The organism is Phyllobacterium sophorae (genome assembly GCF_003010965.1).
Lineage (GTDB): Bacteria > Pseudomonadota > Alphaproteobacteria > Rhizobiales > Rhizobiaceae > Phyllobacterium > Phyllobacterium sophorae.
In genome coordinates, this window is sequence record NZ_PGGM01000005.1 from 203,811 (window position 1) to 222,374 (window position 18,564).

At 58.2% G+C, this 18,564-nt stretch carries 20 protein-coding genes and 1 tRNA gene; 8 read left to right on the forward strand and 13 right to left on the reverse strand.

What is annotated here, in order from left to right; genetic code table 11:
* Positions 1–185: 185 nt before the first annotated feature.
* The gene (locus CU103_RS13550) at positions 186–1,271 is read left to right on the forward strand and encodes a Gfo/Idh/MocA family protein (protein WP_106664459.1); all 1,086 of its coding nucleotides are present in this window, start codon (positions 186–188) and stop codon (positions 1,269–1,271) included.
* On the opposite strand, the gene CU103_RS13555 is transcribed toward CU103_RS13550, so the two are convergent.
* The 9 genes from CU103_RS13555 to murA form a co-directional block, all read right to left on the reverse strand.
* Entirely contained in the window at positions 1,268–2,407 is a 1,140-nt protein-coding gene (locus CU103_RS13555; protein ID WP_106664460.1) for a Gfo/Idh/MocA family protein, read from the reverse strand. The genes CU103_RS13550 and CU103_RS13555 overlap by 4 nt on opposite strands.
* A 57-nt stretch (positions 2,408–2,464) precedes the next feature.
* The gene (yacG, locus tag CU103_RS13560; protein WP_410010303.1) at positions 2,465–2,674 is read right to left on the reverse strand and encodes a DNA gyrase inhibitor YacG; all 210 of its coding nucleotides are present in this window, start codon (positions 2,672–2,674) and stop codon (positions 2,465–2,467) included.
* 13 nt (positions 2,675–2,687) lie between these two features.
* Positions 2,688–3,314 carry a Maf-like protein gene (locus tag CU103_RS13565; RefSeq protein WP_106664462.1) on the reverse strand — a complete coding sequence of 209 codons (627 nt, stop codon included), beginning with the start codon at positions 3,312–3,314 and terminating at the stop codon, positions 2,688–2,690.
* Positions 3,315–3,350: 36 nt separating this feature from the next.
* Positions 3,351–3,569, reverse strand: coding sequence for a translation initiation factor IF-1 (gene infA, locus CU103_RS13570; protein ID WP_008122731.1), 219 nt, complete (start codon positions 3,567–3,569; stop codon positions 3,351–3,353).
* A 128-nt stretch (positions 3,570–3,697) separates the two neighbouring features.
* Positions 3,698–4,174: an arsenate-mycothiol transferase ArsC gene (locus CU103_RS13575; RefSeq protein ID WP_245448773.1), complete on the reverse strand. Its 477-nt coding sequence runs from the start codon at positions 4,172–4,174 to the stop codon at positions 3,698–3,700.
* Positions 4,175–4,182: 8 nt separating this feature from the next.
* Entirely contained in the window at positions 4,183–4,668 is a 486-nt protein-coding gene (locus tag CU103_RS13580; protein WP_106664464.1) for a UPF0262 family protein, read from the reverse strand.
* 7 nt (positions 4,669–4,675) lie between these two features.
* Positions 4,676–5,968: a histidinol dehydrogenase gene (gene hisD / locus CU103_RS13585; protein ID WP_106664465.1), complete on the reverse strand. Its 1,293-nt coding sequence runs from the start codon at positions 5,966–5,968 to the stop codon at positions 4,676–4,678.
* A gap of 12 nt (positions 5,969–5,980) precedes the next feature.
* Positions 5,981–6,418 (reverse strand): DUF2948 family protein, encoded by a 438-nt coding sequence (locus CU103_RS13590; protein ID WP_106664466.1) that lies wholly within the window; start codon positions 6,416–6,418, stop codon positions 5,981–5,983.
* Between the two features lie 134 nt (positions 6,419–6,552).
* Entirely contained in the window at positions 6,553–7,842 is a 1,290-nt protein-coding gene (murA, locus tag CU103_RS13595; RefSeq protein WP_106664467.1) for a UDP-N-acetylglucosamine 1-carboxyvinyltransferase, read from the reverse strand.
* Positions 7,843–8,307: 465 nt separating this feature from the next.
* Between murA and CU103_RS13605 the strand changes: the two genes are divergently transcribed.
* Positions 8,308–8,382: transfer RNA gene (locus tag CU103_RS13605), tRNA-Thr, on the forward strand.
* Between the two features lie 152 nt (positions 8,383–8,534).
* Here CU103_RS13605 and CU103_RS13610 read toward each other — a convergent pair.
* Together CU103_RS13610 and CU103_RS13615 are read right to left on the reverse strand one after the other, a co-directional pair.
* On the reverse strand, positions 8,535–9,086 hold the full coding sequence (locus CU103_RS13610; protein WP_146147794.1) for a Holotricin-3 precursor: 552 nt from the start codon (positions 9,084–9,086) through the stop codon (positions 8,535–8,537).
* A gap of 116 nt (positions 9,087–9,202) precedes the next feature.
* Positions 9,203–9,826, reverse strand: a complete 624-nt coding sequence (locus CU103_RS13615; protein ID WP_245448775.1) for a TetR/AcrR family transcriptional regulator — start codon at positions 9,824–9,826, stop codon at positions 9,203–9,205.
* A gap of 203 nt (positions 9,827–10,029) precedes the next feature.
* On the opposite strand from CU103_RS13615, the gene CU103_RS13620 reads away from it, so the two are divergent.
* The 3 genes from CU103_RS13620 to CU103_RS13630 are packed head-to-tail and all read left to right on the forward strand — an operon-like array spanning position 10,030 to position 13,777.
* Positions 10,030–10,506: a (2Fe-2S)-binding protein gene (locus tag CU103_RS13620; protein WP_106664471.1), complete on the forward strand. Its 477-nt coding sequence runs from the start codon at positions 10,030–10,032 to the stop codon at positions 10,504–10,506.
* Complete coding sequence (locus tag CU103_RS13625; RefSeq protein ID WP_106664472.1) at positions 10,503–11,486, forward strand: FAD binding domain-containing protein; 984 nt, start codon at positions 10,503–10,505, stop codon at positions 11,484–11,486. Before CU103_RS13620 ends, CU103_RS13625 begins: the two co-directional genes overlap by 4 nt.
* Positions 11,483–13,777 (forward strand): xanthine dehydrogenase family protein molybdopterin-binding subunit, encoded by a 2,295-nt coding sequence (locus CU103_RS13630; protein ID WP_106664473.1) that lies wholly within the window; start codon positions 11,483–11,485, stop codon positions 13,775–13,777. The genes CU103_RS13625 and CU103_RS13630 overlap by 4 nt, the downstream gene beginning before the upstream one ends.
* A 41-nt stretch (positions 13,778–13,818) precedes the next feature.
* Here the strand turns inward: CU103_RS13630 and CU103_RS13635 are convergent, their stop codons facing one another.
* Positions 13,819–14,721 carry a LysR family transcriptional regulator gene (locus tag CU103_RS13635; RefSeq protein ID WP_106664474.1) on the reverse strand — a complete coding sequence of 301 codons (903 nt, stop codon included), beginning with the start codon at positions 14,719–14,721 and terminating at the stop codon, positions 13,819–13,821.
* 130 nt (positions 14,722–14,851) lie between these two features.
* Here CU103_RS13635 and CU103_RS13640 point away from each other — a divergent pair, with 130 nt between their 5' ends.
* Positions 14,852–15,469: an FMN-dependent NADH-azoreductase gene (locus tag CU103_RS13640; RefSeq protein ID WP_106664475.1), complete on the forward strand. Its 618-nt coding sequence runs from the start codon at positions 14,852–14,854 to the stop codon at positions 15,467–15,469.
* Positions 15,470–15,860: 391 nt separating this feature from the next.
* Here the strand turns inward: CU103_RS13640 and galE are convergent, their stop codons facing one another.
* Positions 15,861–16,853, reverse strand: coding sequence for a UDP-glucose 4-epimerase GalE (galE, locus tag CU103_RS13650; protein WP_106664477.1), 993 nt, complete (start codon positions 16,851–16,853; stop codon positions 15,861–15,863).
* Between the two features lie 155 nt (positions 16,854–17,008).
* Here galE and CU103_RS31080 point away from each other — a divergent pair, with 155 nt between their 5' ends.
* Positions 17,009–17,218, forward strand: a complete 210-nt coding sequence (locus CU103_RS31080; RefSeq protein WP_146147795.1) for a hypothetical protein — start codon at positions 17,009–17,011, stop codon at positions 17,216–17,218.
* A gap of 25 nt (positions 17,219–17,243) precedes the next feature.
* Positions 17,244–18,521 carry a 5-aminolevulinate synthase gene (hemA, locus tag CU103_RS13655; protein WP_106664478.1) on the forward strand — a complete coding sequence of 426 codons (1,278 nt, stop codon included), beginning with the start codon at positions 17,244–17,246 and terminating at the stop codon, positions 18,519–18,521.
* Positions 18,522–18,564 lie beyond the last annotated feature (43 nt).

Genomic DNA, 18,564 nt, shown 5'->3' on the forward strand with positions numbered 1-18,564 from the left:
TGGCGTTTCCGTTATCCGGCAAGCCTTTCGACGGGGTTGGTTTTCCGTCAGAAGCGCGTGGGTTATAACACTAAAAATCCTGCTGTCCAGCATCAACTCACGAAATTTTTGCCGTTTTTCTGCCTCTTGCAAAGGGCATGCATTGATGCGTTTGTTGATGCTGTTGGAGACAGGATTCGTATCTTATGGATGAAACGGGGGAGAAAGTGGCCAAGGGCGAGGCTTTTGGCTGGGGAATCATTGGCAGCGGCGAAGTCGCCCGGCGATTCGCGTCCGATCTCAAGCTTGTTCCCGGTGCGGTCTTGGTGGCCAACCACTCGCGGACCATGGCCCATGCGGAAAGTTTTCGCGAGGCCTTCGGGAGTCGACTCGCCTATTCCGATCTCGATTCCTTCATTGCCGACCCGTCAATCGACGCCGTCTATATCGCCACCCCCAACTCGCTGCATCTGGCGCAGGCCCTGAAGGCCGTGCGGTCCGGCAAAGCTATCCTCACCGAGAAGCCCCTCGCCCCGTCGCATACGGAAGCTTCGGTGATCCAGCGCGAAGCTGAACGGTTGAATGTCTTTGCGATGGAAGCGCTATGGACGAGGTTCCTGCCCGCTGTGGCGGCCGCCAAGGCGAAGATCGACGCGGGGGAGATCGGCGTCATCCGCAAGATTACCGCCGAACTCGCCTATACGCGTGCGTATGAGCCCGAGAGCCGTTTTTTCAGCCGCTTGCTCGGCGGGGGTGCCAGCCTTGATCTCGGCGTTTATTGCGTATCGCTTGCCATGCATTTCCTTGGTCAGCCGCAGAAAGTTTCCGGCCTGTGGTATGCTGCGCCAAACGGCATCGACATGCGCTCGGAAATCAACCTGCACTATGACGAAGCGGAGGCGCAGCTCTCCTGTGGATTCGATACGGAGGGAGCAAATCATTTTGTGATCGAAGGAACGGAGGGCGCGATCCGCTTGGACGCGCCTTTCCTGAAAGCGCAGCGGCTGACAATTTATCATGGCTTCGCCCTGACCCCGCCATTCGGACCGCTTACGCGCCCGTCGGGATTCATCGGCAAGGTAATTGATCGGCTCCCGGTTCCAGGGCGGGCGGCCGAAGAACACCCGTTTGAAGGCTCGGGGCTGCAATTCGAAGCGCTGGCAGTCATGGATGCGATTCGCCGCGGCGAAAACACCTCCACCGTCATGCCACTTTCGGACAGCGTCAACGCCCTGCGCGCCATCAACATGGTGCTGTCGCAGCCGGCGACGCAGCGGGTCATCAAGCTCTAGAAAGTGCTCTGCATCCTGTACGGCTGAGGCAGCGAACCGGCATTGTTCAGGGCAAGTGCCAGTTCAGTGATGTGCAGGGCGACCCTGCCCGACGAAAACAGCGGCTTCCCGAGTTCAATGGCGGCGGCTTGAGCAGCGATGCCTCCAGCGAAATCGATCTGCGAAGGATAAGCTGGAAGTTTCGAGGGCTTCGCCGAATGTTCGTAGGAGAGCCTACGGCCAGGCAGCGGCTTCCAGGGGAGGAAATGCTTCAGGCGGATCTCGAGTCGCTCGAAGAGCCTCGTGCGCAGCGAGCGGCCCGCTGTGACCGTTTCAAGGTAGACGGGCGAGCGATGATCCCAAAGATCATTCACGGTTATGGTCCCCCCGTCCCCGAGAATCGTCAGGGAACGGTTGCGCGGTGCGGCGAGACCGCAGGTAAGACGAGCAATCACCCCCGAACGGAACAGAAGACAACCGGCGGAGAAATCCGGTGCCATGGCCATCGCCTCCGTTTCGGGCCCCTTGTCGGGAAAAGTAAGCGCCGAGAATGCTGAAAGACTCTCGACCGGACCGAACAGCGACACCAGCCAGGACAGCGCATAACCGGCGTGTTCCAGCGTGCAACCTACTTCGAATTCATGCAGACCCGGCCAGCGCGCACCTGACACCGAGCGCCATTGCTGCCAGTTGGCGCGGAAGACCGGCCCGTCCTCCATCTCGGCATAGACCAGGCGCGGTTTGCCGATTTTATCCAGCGTGCCGGCGACGAGCTCGTGCGCCGCGCTCAGGGCGTTGGCCGGTGCAGAAGCGAGGGTAAGGTCTTGGCGCTCGGCGATGGCGACAAGCTCCGCGGCTTCCTCATAGCGCATGGCGAGCGGCTTTTCGCAGTAGACGTGCTTTCCCGCCTCAAGCGCCTGTTTCGAGAGCGAGTAATGATTCTCCGGTGTCGTCAGATTGACGACTATAACAATCTCCTCGTCGGCGAGGATCGCTTCGAAGCTCGGATAGGTCGAGACCTTGTAGTGATCGGAAAATTGCTTCAGGCGGACCGGATCGCGGTCATAGACACCGCCGAGCTCGAGTTGCGGATAGTTGGCGAGCGTCGTCATGTAGTAGTCGGCGACAAAGCCGATGCCTATGATCGCTATCTTCATGAAGCCGCCCTACGCTGAACCATCCGCAGAAGCTAGCGGCATGAAGTGAAGAGCCCCTTAACTGTCCTGTTCGTCTTCGCTGTCGTCTGCACTTTCGACGGCGGGCAGGACATAGGCGCCGGTCAACCATCGGTTGAGATCGACGTTGCGGCAGCGCGCCGAGCAAAAGGGATAATGTTCGCGCTGCGATGGTCGCTTGCATTCCGGGCAAGGGCGTGTCGGCCGCAGAGGCGTTACGTTCGCCGTGCTTATCTTTTCGTCAGTCAATGTATCTGTCCGTTTAATGTCCTGAAGCTTGCCAATTGGCATAGACCGGATAGCCCTCGCCATGCAAAAGGCTGGCGGTCTCATAGAGCGGCAAACCGACGACATTGCTGTAGGAGCCAACCAATTTGACGACAAATCCGCCTGCCAGCCCCTGGATCGCATAGCCGCCTGCCTTGCCACGCCATTCGCCGGAGGCAAGATAATTCTCCAGCTCCTCGCGCGAAAGACGTTTGAAGCGGACGCGAGTTTCAATCAGGTCCTGGCGGAGCTTGCCCTTGGGTGTGATCAGGCAGAGCCCGGTATAGACCCGGTGGGAACGGCCGGAAAGCAGCCGGAGGCATGCAGCCGCATCGTCGAGGATTTCAGCTTTCGGCAGCACCCGCCGGCCAACCGCGACGACGGTATCGGCAGCCACGATATATGCCTCGCCCAGTTCCGGATCGCTTTTCAGTTCTTCGGCGATCTTCTCTGCCTTCTGACGCGATAAACGGCGCGCCAGCGAACGCGGATGTTCGGCCCGCAGCGGGGTCTCATCCACATCCGCAGGTAACAAGCGATCCGGTTCAATGCCGATCTGACTGAGCAGCGCCAGACGGCGCGGCGAGCCCGATGCAAGAACGAATTTATGCTGATCGCTCATGAAGAGATTTCCTGCGGACAGGCCCGGCGGAGCTGATTATTTGAAACGGTAGGTGATACGACCCTTGGTCAGATCGTAAGGGGTCATTTCGACAAGGACCTTGTCGCCAGCGAGAACGCGGATGCGGTTCTTGCGCATGCGGCCCGCCGTATGAGCGATGATTTCATGATCATTTTCGAGCTTTACCCGGAACATCGCGTTGGGCAACAGCTCCGTCACGAGACCAGGAAACTCCAGTACTTCTTCTTTCGCCATGCGTAGTTCTATCTCCAGAAAGGGAATTTGTGGCCGTACTCGACCGCAATTTTGGGCGGAACCTATAGTATTGCGCAGCATTTGTGAACAAGGGAGTTCAATGCAAATGTGCGGCATTGGCAGGACGTTCAAATCGCCTGATTGAAACGTTCCTGAATGTGATGTTTTAGATTGTCCCGAACATCGCGATAAGCATCCAGTATCTGACTGCGCCGCCCGCGCACAAGCGTTGGGTCGGGGGTGGGCCAATATTCCACATGTACGGAAGTCGTTCGGGTCAACTCCAGTGCCATATGGTGCGCTTTGGGTGACAATGTAATGATCAGATCAAAATAATGGTCTTCCAGCTCCTCGAATGTCTTGGGATGAGTCGAGATCCGTTTCAACCCGACCTCTGCAAGGACCTCGTCGACAAAGTGATCCGGCTCACCTTTTTCTACGCCTGCCGACGCAATATAGACCGTTGATGGCAACAGGCCGCGTGCCAGTGTCTCTGCGATCGGCGAACGGATCGAATTCATGCCGCAGATGAACAATACCGCGCCCGGCGTTGCCGCTTTGGCAGGCTCCAGGTCGTCCGGCAGTTTGTCCGGCTCGGCTGGCATATGTTCGCCTACCCCCGCCAATGCAGCACACATACCAAAGTGAAAAGCCGGCGCGCAGTGTCGAAATCCAGCTCGATTTTGCCGCTGAGCCTGTCCATCAATGCCTGCGACCCTTCATTGTGCAAACCCCTGCGGCCCATGTCGATGGCTTCGATCTTGCTCGGGCTGGAGGAGCGGATAGCATCGTAATAGCTTTCGCAGATCATGAAGTAGTCTTTCACAACCTTGCGCAGGGGCGTGAGCGATAAGATATGGGTGACGACGTCGTCGCCATTTTCGCGGGTGATGGCAAAAATCAGCCGCGATTCAATAAGGGAAATCTTGAGACGATAAGGTCCCGCGCCCTCATCATTCACAGGGCGAAAACTGTTCTCCTCAATCAGATCGAAGATGGCAACGGCGCGCTCATGCTCCACGTCAGGCGTGGAACGGCCGATGGTCTCGTCGAGTTCCACATCGATCAGCCGTGCATCGGTTTCGCCCGTTGCTGTCATTATCTTCCTATAGGTTCAACCGAATCGCGACCGAATTGCCATGCGCATCCAGTCCTTCGGCGCGAGCCAATTCAATGGCCGCCGGACCCAAAGCGCGCAGCTGCTCCACGCCCAGCTTCAGGATGGAGGTTCGCTTGACATAGTCAAGCACCGAGAGACCGGAGGAGAACCGTGCTGATCGCGCGGTGGGCAATACATGGTTTGAGCCGCCTACATAATCGCCGATCACCTCGGGCGTATAACGTCCAAGGAAGATCGCTCCGGCATTGCGCACGCCGGCCAAGAACCGTTCCGGATCAGCCGCAGCGATTTCCAGATGCTCGGCCGCAATGCGATTGACCAGCGGCAGGGAGGCTTCCAGGTCCTGCACCAGAATCACTGCGCCATAATCACGCCAGCTGGCGCTCGCAGTTTCTGTTCGCGGCAGTGTTTGCAGCTGACGCTCTACCGCAGCGATCACTGCATTGCCAAACGCTTCATCGTCGGTAATCAGGATCGATTGCGCCGCTGTGTCATGTTCGGCCTGCGCCAGAAGATCGGCGGCAATCCAGTCCGGATCGTTGTCGCTGTCGGCCATGATCAACACTTCCGAAGGACCCGCGATCATGTCTATGCCGACCGTGCCGAACACGCGGCGCTTGGCAGCTGCCACATAGGCATTGCCGGGGCCGACGATCTTGGCGACGGGAGCAATAGTCCCGGTGCCATAGGCCAGCGCAGCAATGGCCTGCGCGCCGCCGACGCGGTAGATCTCGGAGACGCCTGCCAGACGCGCTGCAACCAGAACGAGTGGATTAAGCTTGCCGTCAGGTGACGGAACCACCATGACGACGCGCTCGACACCGGCAACTTGCGCGGGAACCGCATTCATGAGAACCGAGCTTGGATAGCTCGCCGTGCCACCAGGCACGTAAAGCCCGACGGACTCGATCGCGGTCCAACGCGAGCCAAGCTCGACGCCCAGCGGATCCGTGTAGCGATCGTCCTGGGGCATTTGCCGTAAATGATGCGAATGAATACGATCGCGAGCCAGTTTCAGTGCCTCGACCGTCGCCACCGGGGCGGAAGCCACCGCCGCATCGATCTCCGCGGAGGTAATCGCAATGCCATGCTGGGCGAGATCGATCCGGTCGAAACGCTGCGAATAGTCGATCAGGGCCGCATCGCCCTCAGTGCGAACCCGGTGGATGATCTCGGCAACGGCGCGGTCAACGTCCTCCGACACCTCGCGCTTCGTGGCGAGGAATGCGGAAAACCGGGTTTCAAAATCAGGCTCGGACTGTCTCAGCACAATCGCCACGTCAAATCCTCCTCAGGCTTCATGCTCTGGTTTGAATGACGTTTCCCAAGCAGGTCCAAGATCGGTCAGCTGCGCCTCGATAGCCTCGACTTCCAGCCGCAACGCCTTGCCCGCCGCAAAGGTCAGCTCGACAACACCCGATGGCGCATCCTCAACGATGAAGTGGATCGCCAGCAGCGAGAGGATATCGTCCTTGTGCCGCCGGTCGATTCCAGTGGCCTTGACGCTGCCGACGCGGTCGAAAAGCAGCGCCGTGCGGCGGCGCTCGAAACTGCGGCGGCGCTTGCCGTCAGCTGCCTGTTCCCACACGAAGCGGTTGACACCAAGAACGAGCTTTTTCTCGGGTGCCAGAAACTCGATATCGCCCACCTTCAGCACAGAATCCTGGAGATGTGCAGAAAGAATTTGCAGATCTTCTTCATCAAGTGCGATGAGTTTCAGAGTGTCCATGTCTACCCTTTTGCAATACTTATCAGGATCGTCGTGCCCAACGGTCACCACGCTCCCTTCCCTGTTAGAGGAAAGTGCAGACAAATGGAATTATGCATTGGGCATAATATTCGCCCTTGGTGAAAAACCCAGGATCAGTCGCTGATGCGTTCGACGACCGCACCGCAACGCGTCAGCTTTTCCTCGAGACGTTCAAAACCGCGGTCGAGATGATAGACGCGGTTGACCACGGTTTCGCCCTCGGCGGCAAGACCGGCAATGACCAGTGAGACCGAAGCCCGCAGGTCCGTTGCCATCACGGGCGCGCCCTTCAGCCGTTCGACGCCCTCGATCTTCGCAGTTTGACCCGAAAGGGAAATCTTGGCGCCCAGCCGCGCCAGCTCCTGCACGTGCATGAATCGATTTTCGAAGATCGTCTCCGTGATGTGCGATGTGCCTTTCGCCTTGGTCATCAGACCCATGAACTGCGCCTGAAGGTCAGTGGGAAAGCCGGGAAATGGCTGTGTGGTCACATCGACCGGCATGATGCCGTGGCCATTGCGAACAACGCGCAGGCCGGAATTGGTTTCGGATATTTCGGCGCCGGCCTGGCCGAGCGTCGTCAATGCAGCGCTTAGAAGATTGGCATCGGCACCTTCGAGAATAACATCGCCGCCGGTCATAGCGACGGCCATGGCATAGGTCCCGGTCTCGATGCGATCCGGAATGACGCGAACGCGGGCGCCGGAAAGACTCGTGACACCTTCGATCGTGATCGTTGGCGTACCAGCACCGCGAACCTTCGCACCCATGGCATTGAGGCAGTCGGCCAGATTGACGACTTCCGGTTCCTGGGCGGCGTTCTCGATGACAGTTTCGCCCTTGGCCAGTGTCGCAGCCATCATTAGTACGTGGGTCGCACCGACCGAAACTTTCGGGAAGACATAGCGGGCCCCAACGAGGCCGCCCTTGGCGCTCGCCTTGACATAGCCATTCTCGATCTCGATCTCGGCGCCAAGCGCACGCATACCGTCAATGAAGAGATCGACCGGACGCGTACCGATCGCACAGCCTCCCGGCAGCGATACCGTAGCAACGCCCATGCGCGCCAGAAGCGGGCCGATGACCCAGAAGCTTGCACGCATCTTGGAGACCAGCTCATAGGGCGCGGTCGTATCGACGATATTGCGTGCGGTGAAATGGATCGTACGCGAATAGGCGCCGTCCTGACGTTCGCGGCGGCCGTTGACGGAATAATCGACGCCATGGTTGCCGAGAATGCGGATGAGCTGCTCGACGTCAGCCAGATGCGGCACGTTTTCCAGCGTCAGCGTATCGTCGGTCAGGAGCGACGCGATCATCAACGGCAAAGCCGCGTTCTTGGCACCCGAAATCGGGATGACGCCATTGAGCTTGTTACCGCCAACAATCTTGATGCGATCCATACTGTGTCACTTTCGCGGGAGATTCCCGTCCTGTCGTTGAGACTCTTTGCAGAGCCGGTTGCTGTAAACCATCACACGAAATGGTTCAAGGAAGGCTTATGGCCAGACCTGGGCCACTCATGGCTCCTCCTGGGAGGAACCGGAAGGTTTTTCATTTGCGGCGAAGATTCCCTCATCACGCTCGTCTGCGCTCCCTGACCGGCGTGAGCGCAACTGCTGCTTTCGCCGAGCGAGATTCGCCCGCAATTGTTCCGAACGCCGCTTCTCGCGGTTGATTTGCTCCGAATTCGGGCTTTTCGACGACGACGTCATTGGTTGTCTCTCAAATCCTGAGAAAATTCTGTGCCGTTTCAGCCGTCAAACCTGACGTTTTTGGGCGATGCACATATTTTGCCCCACAGATTACGAATGCTTGCTTGCGATTTCGGTAATGATATGGCAGAAGTCCGCCGCGTTCGCAAATCGGCTGCGGTAGCTCAGTGGTAGAGCACTCCATTGGTAATGGAGAGGTCGAGAGTTCAATCCTCTCTCGCAGCACCAGCGAAATCCCGTTGAAAATTCGATCTTGTGGCACTGAAGGCAGCGTAGCCGAACGGTCTTGCTGCCTATCAATTGCGCAAATGGAAACAGCGGCCCGAAGGCCGCTGTTGACAGACCAGACCGCCGATGAGTGGCGGCACATTTTTTCGTGTTTATTGACGTGCATCCAGCAATGCATTGACCCGATCGATCTGCGCGTCGGTCAGGGTGCGGCCAAAATCCTCCTCCAACTGAGCGACCGCATCATCAAGTGCCTGTTCCTGAAGTACGGGATCGGTCAGCGCCAACGCATCCTCCCGGGCGCGCTCATAGGTCGCGATCTTGCCGACGGACGAGTTTGGTGAGGCCCGTTCTCTTGCGCGTGCCGACGCGTGGGCAGCATTGAGCGGACCCAGGGTATTTTCGTCATCCACGTTTATCGAAGCTTTTTGAACTTTGGTCTTGTCGTGCTGGATTCTGGATTTTTCGTGCGCGCTGGCAGATTTTCCTCGGTCGGACGACTTGCCGTGGTTGCCACCACCGTTGCCGTTTCCGTTTCCACCGCCATTTCCATTGCCACCACCATTTCCATTGCCACCACCGTTGCCATCCTTGGCAAAAGCCGCTCCGACCGGGCTAAAACTATCTGTGGTTGACAAAGCTGTGCCGCCTACAAACAGGCCAAGACAAGCTGCCAAGACGATACTGCGTTTAAACTGGGGCATGTTCACCTCTCCCATGAGTAATCATTTTCAATAGTAGTCGAAATCAATCGTTCGTTTAAGGCCCGAATGTGGCAACTTGGGACACTGCCGGTAACATACCATTTCGACCGGATATGCTAGGATCTTGCCTTTGCAGAGCCCCAGCGCAAGCCATCCATCAGCAGCGAGACGAGACGGCGGGAGCGGTCGCGCCAATCCGGGGTATCGGGCGCTGAATAAATGCCCGACAACGCCTGCGATATATCGGATATATCGATATCGCTGCGGATGGACCCATCGGCAATAGCGGCATCGACAAGACGCTGCAACGCCAGCGCAACCATGCCGGACGTATTGGCAAAAACTTCGGAATTCGCGTCGAACAGGATACGCAAACTGTTCGCCATGCCGCGCTTTGCGGCAATGTAATCGACGAAACGCTGCATCCATTCCGCCAGGGCAACATCCGGCGCCTCTCGTAGTGCGAGTTCCTCGGCAGCCGCACAAAGCGCCTCGACCTCGCGCCGGTAGAGGACTTCCACCAGATGTTCCCGCGTCGGAAAATGCCTGTAAAGCGTGCCGATACCGACACCAGCCTGCCGCGCTATCTCCTCCAGCGAAGCGTTGCCGCCCCGTTCGGCAAAGGCGGTCGCAGCGATCTCGACCAGCTTTTCCCGATTGCGGCTGGCATCGGCACGCAGGCGCCTGGCAGGCGGAGATGGCTTGATCTCCTTCGGCTCTGGCGGCTCCCTGGTGCCCAATATTACAACTCCAAATGCGATTAGGGCTTGAACCCGCATGGGCAAGCCGCTATGTTTCAGAAACGGAGGCACCTCCGATTAGTCTGTGACTTTCGGACTATTACCCCATTTAGGGCCAGCATGTCATGTTTTTTGCGCCTTGAACGCAACCGAACGATACCGGCCCCATTTAATTCTAATGAGCGTACTGGAGCAGGACGCCTATGACGAACGAAACCATCCTACATCTCGATGTCAACGGTCAGACGCAGACACTCACGGTCGAGCCACGTGTGACCTTGCTGGACGCGCTGCGTGATCATCTTGAATTAACCGGGACCAAGAAAGGCTGCGATCAGGGCCAATGCGGCGCCTGTACGGTGCATGTCGACGGCGAGCGGGTGCTTTCCTGCCTGACGCTCGCAGCGCAGGTAGAGGGCCGCAAGATCACCACCATCGAGGGACTTTCCGACGCGGGAGGCGACCTTCATCCGGTCCAGGAAGCCTTCCTTGAGCATGACGCCTTCCAGTGCGGCTACTGCACGCCGGGACAGATCATGTCCGCCGTCGCCTGCATCCGCGAAGGCCATGCCGGTTCCGACGATGAAATCCGCGAATATATGTCGGGCAATCTCTGCCGTTGCGGTGCCTACCCGCACATTGTCGAGGCGGTCCGCGAAGCTGCAAAGGTGATGTCATGAGAGATTTCTCCTATCTTCGCGCCAACTCGGTCGAGGAAGCACTGCGCGCCGCCGCCATGCCGGCAACCATGCTGCTGGCGGGTGGAACGACCTTACTCGACCTTGCCAAATGCGGCGTCGCCGCGCCGGAGCTGGTCGTCGATATCACCCATCTCAAGGGCCTTGATGCGATCCGCGTCGATGTGGATGGCGCGTTCATCGGCGCTCTGGCAAAGATGAGCCATGTGGCGGCCGATACTGCTATCCAAGCGCAGTATCCGGCGGTCTCGGAAGCCTTGTCGCAAGCGGCATCTGCCCAGCTCCGCAACATGGCGACGATCGGCGGCAACCTGTTGCAGCGGACGCGCTGCGCCTATTTCCGCGATCCGTCGACTTTCCCAGCCTGCAACAAGCGCAACCCCGGCAGCGGTTGCTCAGCACTTGAAGGCGTCAACCGCGGTCATGCGATCCTCGGCACCAGCGTTGCCTGCATCGCAACCTATCCGGGTGACCTTGCCGTGGCGCTCGTCGCTCTCGATGCCGTCGTTCATCTGGGCGAGCGCAAGGTCGCGGTCGATGACTTCTTCCTTCTGCCAGGGACCACGCCGCACAAGGAACATGCCATGCAGTCCGGCGAAATGATCACCGCGATCACCATCCCGGCATCGGTCGCCGCGCGGCATTCCACCTATCTCAAGGTGCGCGACCGCCAGTCCTATGAATTCGCCGCCGCAAGCGCTGCTGTCGGCATCGAGTTCGAGCCGGACGGCGAAACCATCCGCGACATTCGTATCGGTCTTGGCGGCGCGGCAACCAAACCGTGGCGTGCCCGCGCAGTCGAAGATGCGCTTCGCGGCAAGGCACTGGAGCCGGACACGGTCAAGAGCGCCAGCCGTCTTGCTGTCGAGGGCGCCATCGCCCATGGCGGCAACCACTACAAGATCGAGCTCGCCCCGCGCGTCGTCGAACGCGCCATTCTCAAAACGGGAGCCATGGCATGACAATTATCGACACAAAGATGAAACATGGCGATGCATCGGATGGCATCCTCGGCGGCCGCCTGTCGCGCATCGATGGACCTGCCAAGATCACCGGGACTGCCGACTATGCAATGGAACATTTTCCGGAAGGCATGGCCCATGCCGTCATTATTGACAGCACCATCGCCTCCGGCCGGATCCTTGCCATCGACAGCGCAGCGGCGGAGGCATATCCGGGCGTCCTGCTTGTCCTGACACCGGATAATGCCCTACCGATCAAGACAGCCACGGACTGGACCGGAGCGCCGCCGCCCGCTGTTCCCTATGAACCGTTGGCACGCGACATCACCTTCAGTGGCCAGCATATTGCTGCTGTCATTGCCGGGACGTTCGAGCAGGCGACCGCAGCGGCAGCCCTCGTCAAGGTCACCTATGAGGAGACTACCCCGATTTCGAGCTTCGACGATCCGAGGTCCGGCGAAGGCTACCTGATCGACATGATGACCAAGGAATGGGGTGACGCCGAGGCTGCGCTTGCCACGGCGCCCGTTCGTATCGAGCAGGAATACAGGACTCCGCGTGAATACAATGTGCCGATCGAGCCACACGGGCTGATCGCCCATTGGGAGGGCGATAAGCTGACCCTTTGGGAGCCGAGTCAGTGGATCGATGGCATGTCCCGCACCTATGCGGAATGGTTCGGCATACCGTTCGAGAATGTGCGCATGCTGTCGCCCTATATCGGCGGCGGTTTCGGTTCGAAGGCGCTGCCCACCCGCTATGGCGCAGTTGCCGCCATCGCTGCGAAGATGCTCGACCGCCCCGTCAAGCTTGCGATCACGCGGCCGCAGACCTTTACCGCCTTCGGCGGGCGGCCGGCGACACGGCAGACCATCGCACTTGGCGCTACCCGCGAGGGCAAATTGCTGTCGATCCGGCATCGCGGTGCCAACGAGACTTCCATGGACGATGTCGCGGTCGAACCACTCGGCTCCGTAATATCGATCATGTATGCGACGCCGAATTTCTCCTCGCGCCAGAACATCGTGCCGGTGAACACGGTAAAACCCGGTGCGCTGCGTGCGCCTGGTGAAAACCCGAGCGCGTTCGGCATCGAATGCGCGATCGACGAACTTGCCTACGAGGTCGGCATCGATCCGCTCGATATCCGCCTGCTCAACTATGCCGAGGAGGACCCGAGCGCCAACAAGCCCTGGTCGACCCGCCGGCTGCGCGAAGCCTATGCGGCGGGTGCGGAAGCCTTCGGTTGGGCGAAGCGCAACCCGCGCGTCCGGTCAATGCGCGAGGGCAAGCAGCTGATCGGCTACGGCGTTGCCGCGGGCACCTATCCCGTTCGCCGCACGCCGGGTGAGGCCATGGTCCGCATCTTGAGCAACGGCACGATCGAAGTCGCCAGCAGCGGGATCGACATGGGTCAAGGAACCTATACGATCCTCGCCCAGACGGCGGCCGAGGCGATCGGCGTTCCGGTCGAGACCGTCGTGGTCAAGCTCGGCGATTCGTCGCTTCCGCGCGCGCCTGTCGCCGGTGGTTCGCAACTTGCGAATCTCATGACCGGCGCCGTGCACAAGGCAGCGCATGCCGCCCGCGACGAACTGATCGGCCTTGCCATCAATGATCCGAACTCGCCGTTCCGCGACCTGCAGGCCAATACGCTGACCATCGAGGCAGGGCAAATCTTGTCGCCGCGCGATGCGGGTTCCAGTGTCTCCATTGCCGAAGTCATGCGCCGCACCGGCCGCGAGCGTATCGAGGCACTGCGCAATACGCTGCCGGAAGAGCACCAGAACGACAAAGATCATTTCCGTAACTTCACGACGATCTCGACAATGAAATCACCGACCGAAGGCGACTATTCGCTTCACAGCTGGTGCGTGCATTTCGTTGAGGTGCGTGTCGACGTGGATTTCGGCACGGTTCGCGTCTCTCGCATGGTGTCCGCATTGGATTCGGGCCGCCTCTACAATCCGAAGCTCGCCGAGAGCCAGTGGAAGGGCGGTATCATCATGGGCATCGGCCAGGCGCTGCTCGAAGAAGGCATTGTCGATCCCCGCCATGGCCGCGTGATGAATAACAATCTCGGCGACTATCTCATACCGACGAATGCCGACATTCCCGATCTCCAGGTCATCTCGGTCGGTATTCCGGATACCCATGCCTCGGTGCTCGGCGGCAAGGCGGTGGGTGAGCTTGCCATTGTCGGCGTCGCGCCCGCGATTGCCAACGCGGTCTACCACGCCACGGGGGTGCGGGTACGGGAACTGCCGGTTACCCTGGAGAAATTGATCTAGATCAATCAGAAGGGGCCGGTCTTCGACCGGCCTCCTTTGAATCATCCGAATCTTTCCAGTTCCTGTTTGAACCGTTCAACCAGCCACGTGCCCGCCGGCCCCAGGGGGCTATCGACGGGATAAATGGCCAGTAGCGGATAGGCAGTTTCCGGATAGGGCTCGAGGTCGAGAAGCACGAGCCGTCCTTCGGCAAGATCGTCCTTCACCATCCATTTTGGCAGGCCGCCCCAGCCCAAACTGGCCAATATCAGGTCATGTTTGGTGCTGACATCTGTCAGTCGCCAGGTCTTGTAGGCAAAAACGCCAAAATCCCGTCCTTTGGTCTGTTCGCTTAGGTCGGTGATCACAAGCTGAATATGATCGCGGATAAAGGATAGTGGTACAGGACCTTCATGGAGAGCCAGCGGATGATCGGGCGCCGCCACGGGCGTCATGGCTGTTTGGCCAACCTGTTGCAGGACGAGTTCGTCTTGCACCTGCATCGGCGGACCGCCAATGCCAAAATCTGCCTGCTTCTTGAGAACGAGGTCCCAGACCATTCCGAGCGCACCGACATGAACGCGCAGGCTGACCGTCGGAAACTGTACCTGGAACGCCTTGAGGACACAGGTCAGGACCGGAGATGGCAACGAGACATCGACGGCGACGGCCACCTCAGCCTCCAACCCATGTTTTAGCCCCTCCGCCCTGGATCGCAGACTCTGCAAGACGGAAACCATGCGCCGCGCGTCCTCCAGCATGGCGGTTCCCGCCTCGGTCAGGCGCGGTTCACGCGTTCCACCACGCTCAAAAAGTTGCAACTCAAGCTGCGCCTCCAGATTGGCGATCGTATAGCTCACCACCGATTGCGAACGATTGAGCCGCCGTGCCGCGGCCGAGAAGCTTCCCGTCTCCGCCACAGCAACAAAGACCTGGAGTTGATCCAGGGTGGGGTTTGGTTGCACCGCCTTACCTATCTACTAATTAGATGGATTGGATCGATATTTTCCCAGTTTTCTAAATGGATGTCGAGAACCAAATTACAGCCATCGGATTGTTCTTCCCAGAGACAACTTAACTGAAGGAACTTAGGCTATGTCTTCCATACTTCTCGTAACATCCAGTCCCCGTGGTGCTGCATCCCATTCGACGCGCGTCGCAACCGAACTTGCACAGAAGCTGCAGGCCAAGACGCCTGGCGCCAAGATTGTCACCCGCGACCTTGCGAATAACCCGCTTCCGCATATCGATGCCGATTATACTTCCGGTATCTATACACCGGCCGAGTCGCGCTCCGCTCAGCAGCAGAGCGTGGTCGGCGTATCGGATGCGATTGTCGATGAGCTATTTGCAGCCGACGCAGTTGTCATTGCGACCGGCCTTATCAACTTCAACATTTCCTCGACGTTGAAATCCTGGATCGACCACATCGCGCGTGCCGGCAAGACGTTCAGCTATGGCGCCGATGGCCCGAAGGGTCTGGTGACCGGCAAGAAGGTATATGTGGTAATTGCCTCCGGCGGCGTTTATTCGAGTGGCCCTGCTGCCTCGTTCGATCATGCCACGCCGTACCTCAAAGCGACTCTCGGTTTCCTTGGCATGACCGACGTTGAAGTTGTCCGCATCGAAGGTGTTGCGATGGGCCCTGAAGCAGAAGCAAAGGCTATTTCTTCTGCTCTTGATTATACAAGCGACCTGGCGCTTGCCGCCTAAGGGTTAGCGCTGGTCGTGAAAGAGGCGGGTTTTTCGACCCGCCTCTTTCATCGCTATTCAGTAAAAACTCAGTTTCAATATTAGCCGCGACGGGCGCGCTCGGCATCATCGAGTCGCTTCAATTGATCAAGAAGACTTTCAGGGACTGTATCTTCGATCTTATAAATGCCTGCCGCGCGTATCGCCGATCTGTAAGACGATTGGGAGATCTGTCGCCTCAGGATCCGTGAGAGTTGTTTTTCGTAGGTACGGTCGTTACCGTCCATCGCATAAGCTCCAACTTTGCTTCGTAGACTAAACCCATCCCTACGAAGAAGGTTCCCCTTTTCTAGACTTGAAGCTTTTGTGACAATGTGGCTCTCCGACGCACCCGCTATTTATTCACAAAGGATCAGCTTTTCGTATTGCGATGCTGCAGTGCTTTTTCCCATTTGAGGGCTGACTCGACGATTGTGTCGAGATCATCCAGTTTGGGTTCCCAGCCCAGATTGGCACGCGCCTTGTTGCTGTCGGCCACAACCGAGGCTGCATCGCCTGGGCGGCGTACGGTCAGGCGCGCATCGATTGGTGATCCATGCACGCGTTCCACGCTTTCGATCACTTCCTTCACGGAATAGCCGCGGCCATATCCGCAATTGGCGACCATGCTGCTGCCACCAGCGCGCAGGCGCTCGAGAGCAAGGCGGTGCGCTGCTACGAGGTCGCTGACATGTATATAGTCACGCACGCATGTTCCATCGGGCGTCGGAAAGTCATGCCCAAAAATTTCCATATAAGGCCGTTTGCCAAGCGCCGTCTCGCAGGCAACCTTGATAAGGTGGGTCGCGCCTCTGGTCGACTGCCCTGTGCGCCCTTTGACATCGGCACCGGCGACATTGAAGTAGCGCAGCGCCGTGTAGTGGAAATCATGGGCGGCCGCCGTATCGCGCAGCATCCACTCGGTCATCAGCTTCGACACGCCATACGGAGATTCAGGCTGGGGCGGCACATCCTCGGTGACTGGCTTTATGCCCCCATCGCCATAGACGGCCGCAGTCGATGAAAAGATAAAATTCTTGACGTCTGATTTTACGACAGCCTCAATCAGCGACCGCGACTTCGTTGTGTTGTTTTCGTAATAGGTCAGTGGGTCCCGGACCGAATCCGGCACGACTACCGACCCGGCAAAATGGATGACCGCGTCGACATAATTGCGTTCAATGATTTGGCGAACCAGACTCTGGTCGGCGATATCACCAACCACCAGCTTCGCCTCCCGAGGCACCGCCCATTCAAACCCAGTTGATAGCCGGTCGAGGACGACAACGGATTCCCCAGCATCCAGCAGTTCCCAGACCATATGGCTGCCGATATATCCGGCACCACCGGTCACTAGCACGGTCATTGGCACAGCCCCTTGATCTCCATTTATGTTGCCCCGAAACGATCTTGCCGGATTTCATCAGGCCTGCAAAGCCGACTGTCGAGCTAACTCTATGCAACTTACGTCTAATTTTGACGAAGGTACTACAGTAGTTTCGGGCAAGGTGAGCGAAAAGTATGCCCTGGGTGATCGGTCAACTTCCGGAGCTGGCGCAAACCGTATCAACCTTGCTCGGCCAAGATTTTGGTTGCCGTCGAGCCGGTTTCGCGTTTCGCCGGAATTTCACGATTTTTGCCCAGCTTCAACATTTAGTGGTTAGAGTTTCGCCAAAGCCGTGGCAAATTGCCCATATTCTCATCATGGATTTTACCGGGCAAAAACGCTAGTAAGTTCATGATACAGGAGCAATTCATGGACTATCGTCGGTTTTTCGAAGACGCGATTGACCAGCTGCACGCTGAAAAGCGCTACCGGGTCTTTGCCAATCTGGAACGGATCGTGGGTAAATTCCCGCGTGCGATTTGGCGTACAGCGGAAGCAACACGCGAAATCACCGTCTGGTGCTCAAACGACTATCTCGGCATGGGGCAACATCCCGACGTCATCGCCGCCATGCACGATGCCTCGAGCCGCATGGGATCCGGCGCCGGTGGGACGCGCAACATTTCCGGCAATAACCATCCGCTGGTTGAGCTCGAAATCGAGCTGGCTGATCTTCACCAGAAGGAAGCCGCGCTGGTTTTCACCTCCGGGTTTGTTTCCAACGAAGCGTCGATCTCGACTATCGCCAGGCTTCTGCCGAATTGCCTCATTCTCTCCGACGAATTGAACCATGCGTCGATGATCGAAGGCGTACGCCGTTCGGGTGCGGAGAAGAAGATTTTCCGTCACAACGATCTTGCGCATCTGGAAGAGCTGCTGACCGCAGCCGGCAAAGAGCGCGCGAAGCTGATCGTGTTCGAATCGATCTATTCGATGGATGGCGATATAGCTCCGGTTGCAGCCATTGCCGAGCTTGCCGAAAAATACAATGCCATGACCTACATCGACGAAGTCCATGCGGTCGGCATGTATGGAAATCGCGGCGGCGGCATCACTGATCGCGAAGGTCTGTCGGACCGCATCGATGTTATCGAAGGCACACTCGCCAAAGCATTCGGAACGCTCGGTGGCTACATTGCCGGACCGAAAACGGTGATTGATGCTGTTCGTTCCTATGCTCCCGGCTTTATTTTCACGACCGCCCTTCCGCCCGTTATTGCTGCAGCTGCGACTCAGTCGATACGGCACCTCAAAGTGTCGCAGGAAGAGCGCCGGATGCATCAATGTCAGGCACAGCTTACCAAAGACGTGCTGGCGCAAGCCAATTTGCCAGTGATGAAGTCAGATACCCACATCGTTCCAATCCATGTGGGGGATCCTGAATTGTGCAAGAAGGCTAGCGACCGCCTCCTCGAGCTTCATGGTATCTACATTCAGCCAATCAACTATCCGACCGTACCACGCGGCACGGAACGTCTGCGTGTAACACCGACACCGTTCCATTCGAATGAACTCGTGATCGAGCTGAAGGATGCTTTGGTTGAGGTCTGGACGGCACTTGGCATACCGTTTTCAAAGGACAGTGCTCCGGCAATCGAGACCAGCGAACGGGTAGTGACGCTGGCCGTATCAAAGGCAGGCGGCTAGAAAATTTTCTCCTTTTACCTGCGAACTTACAACCGGCGCTCCT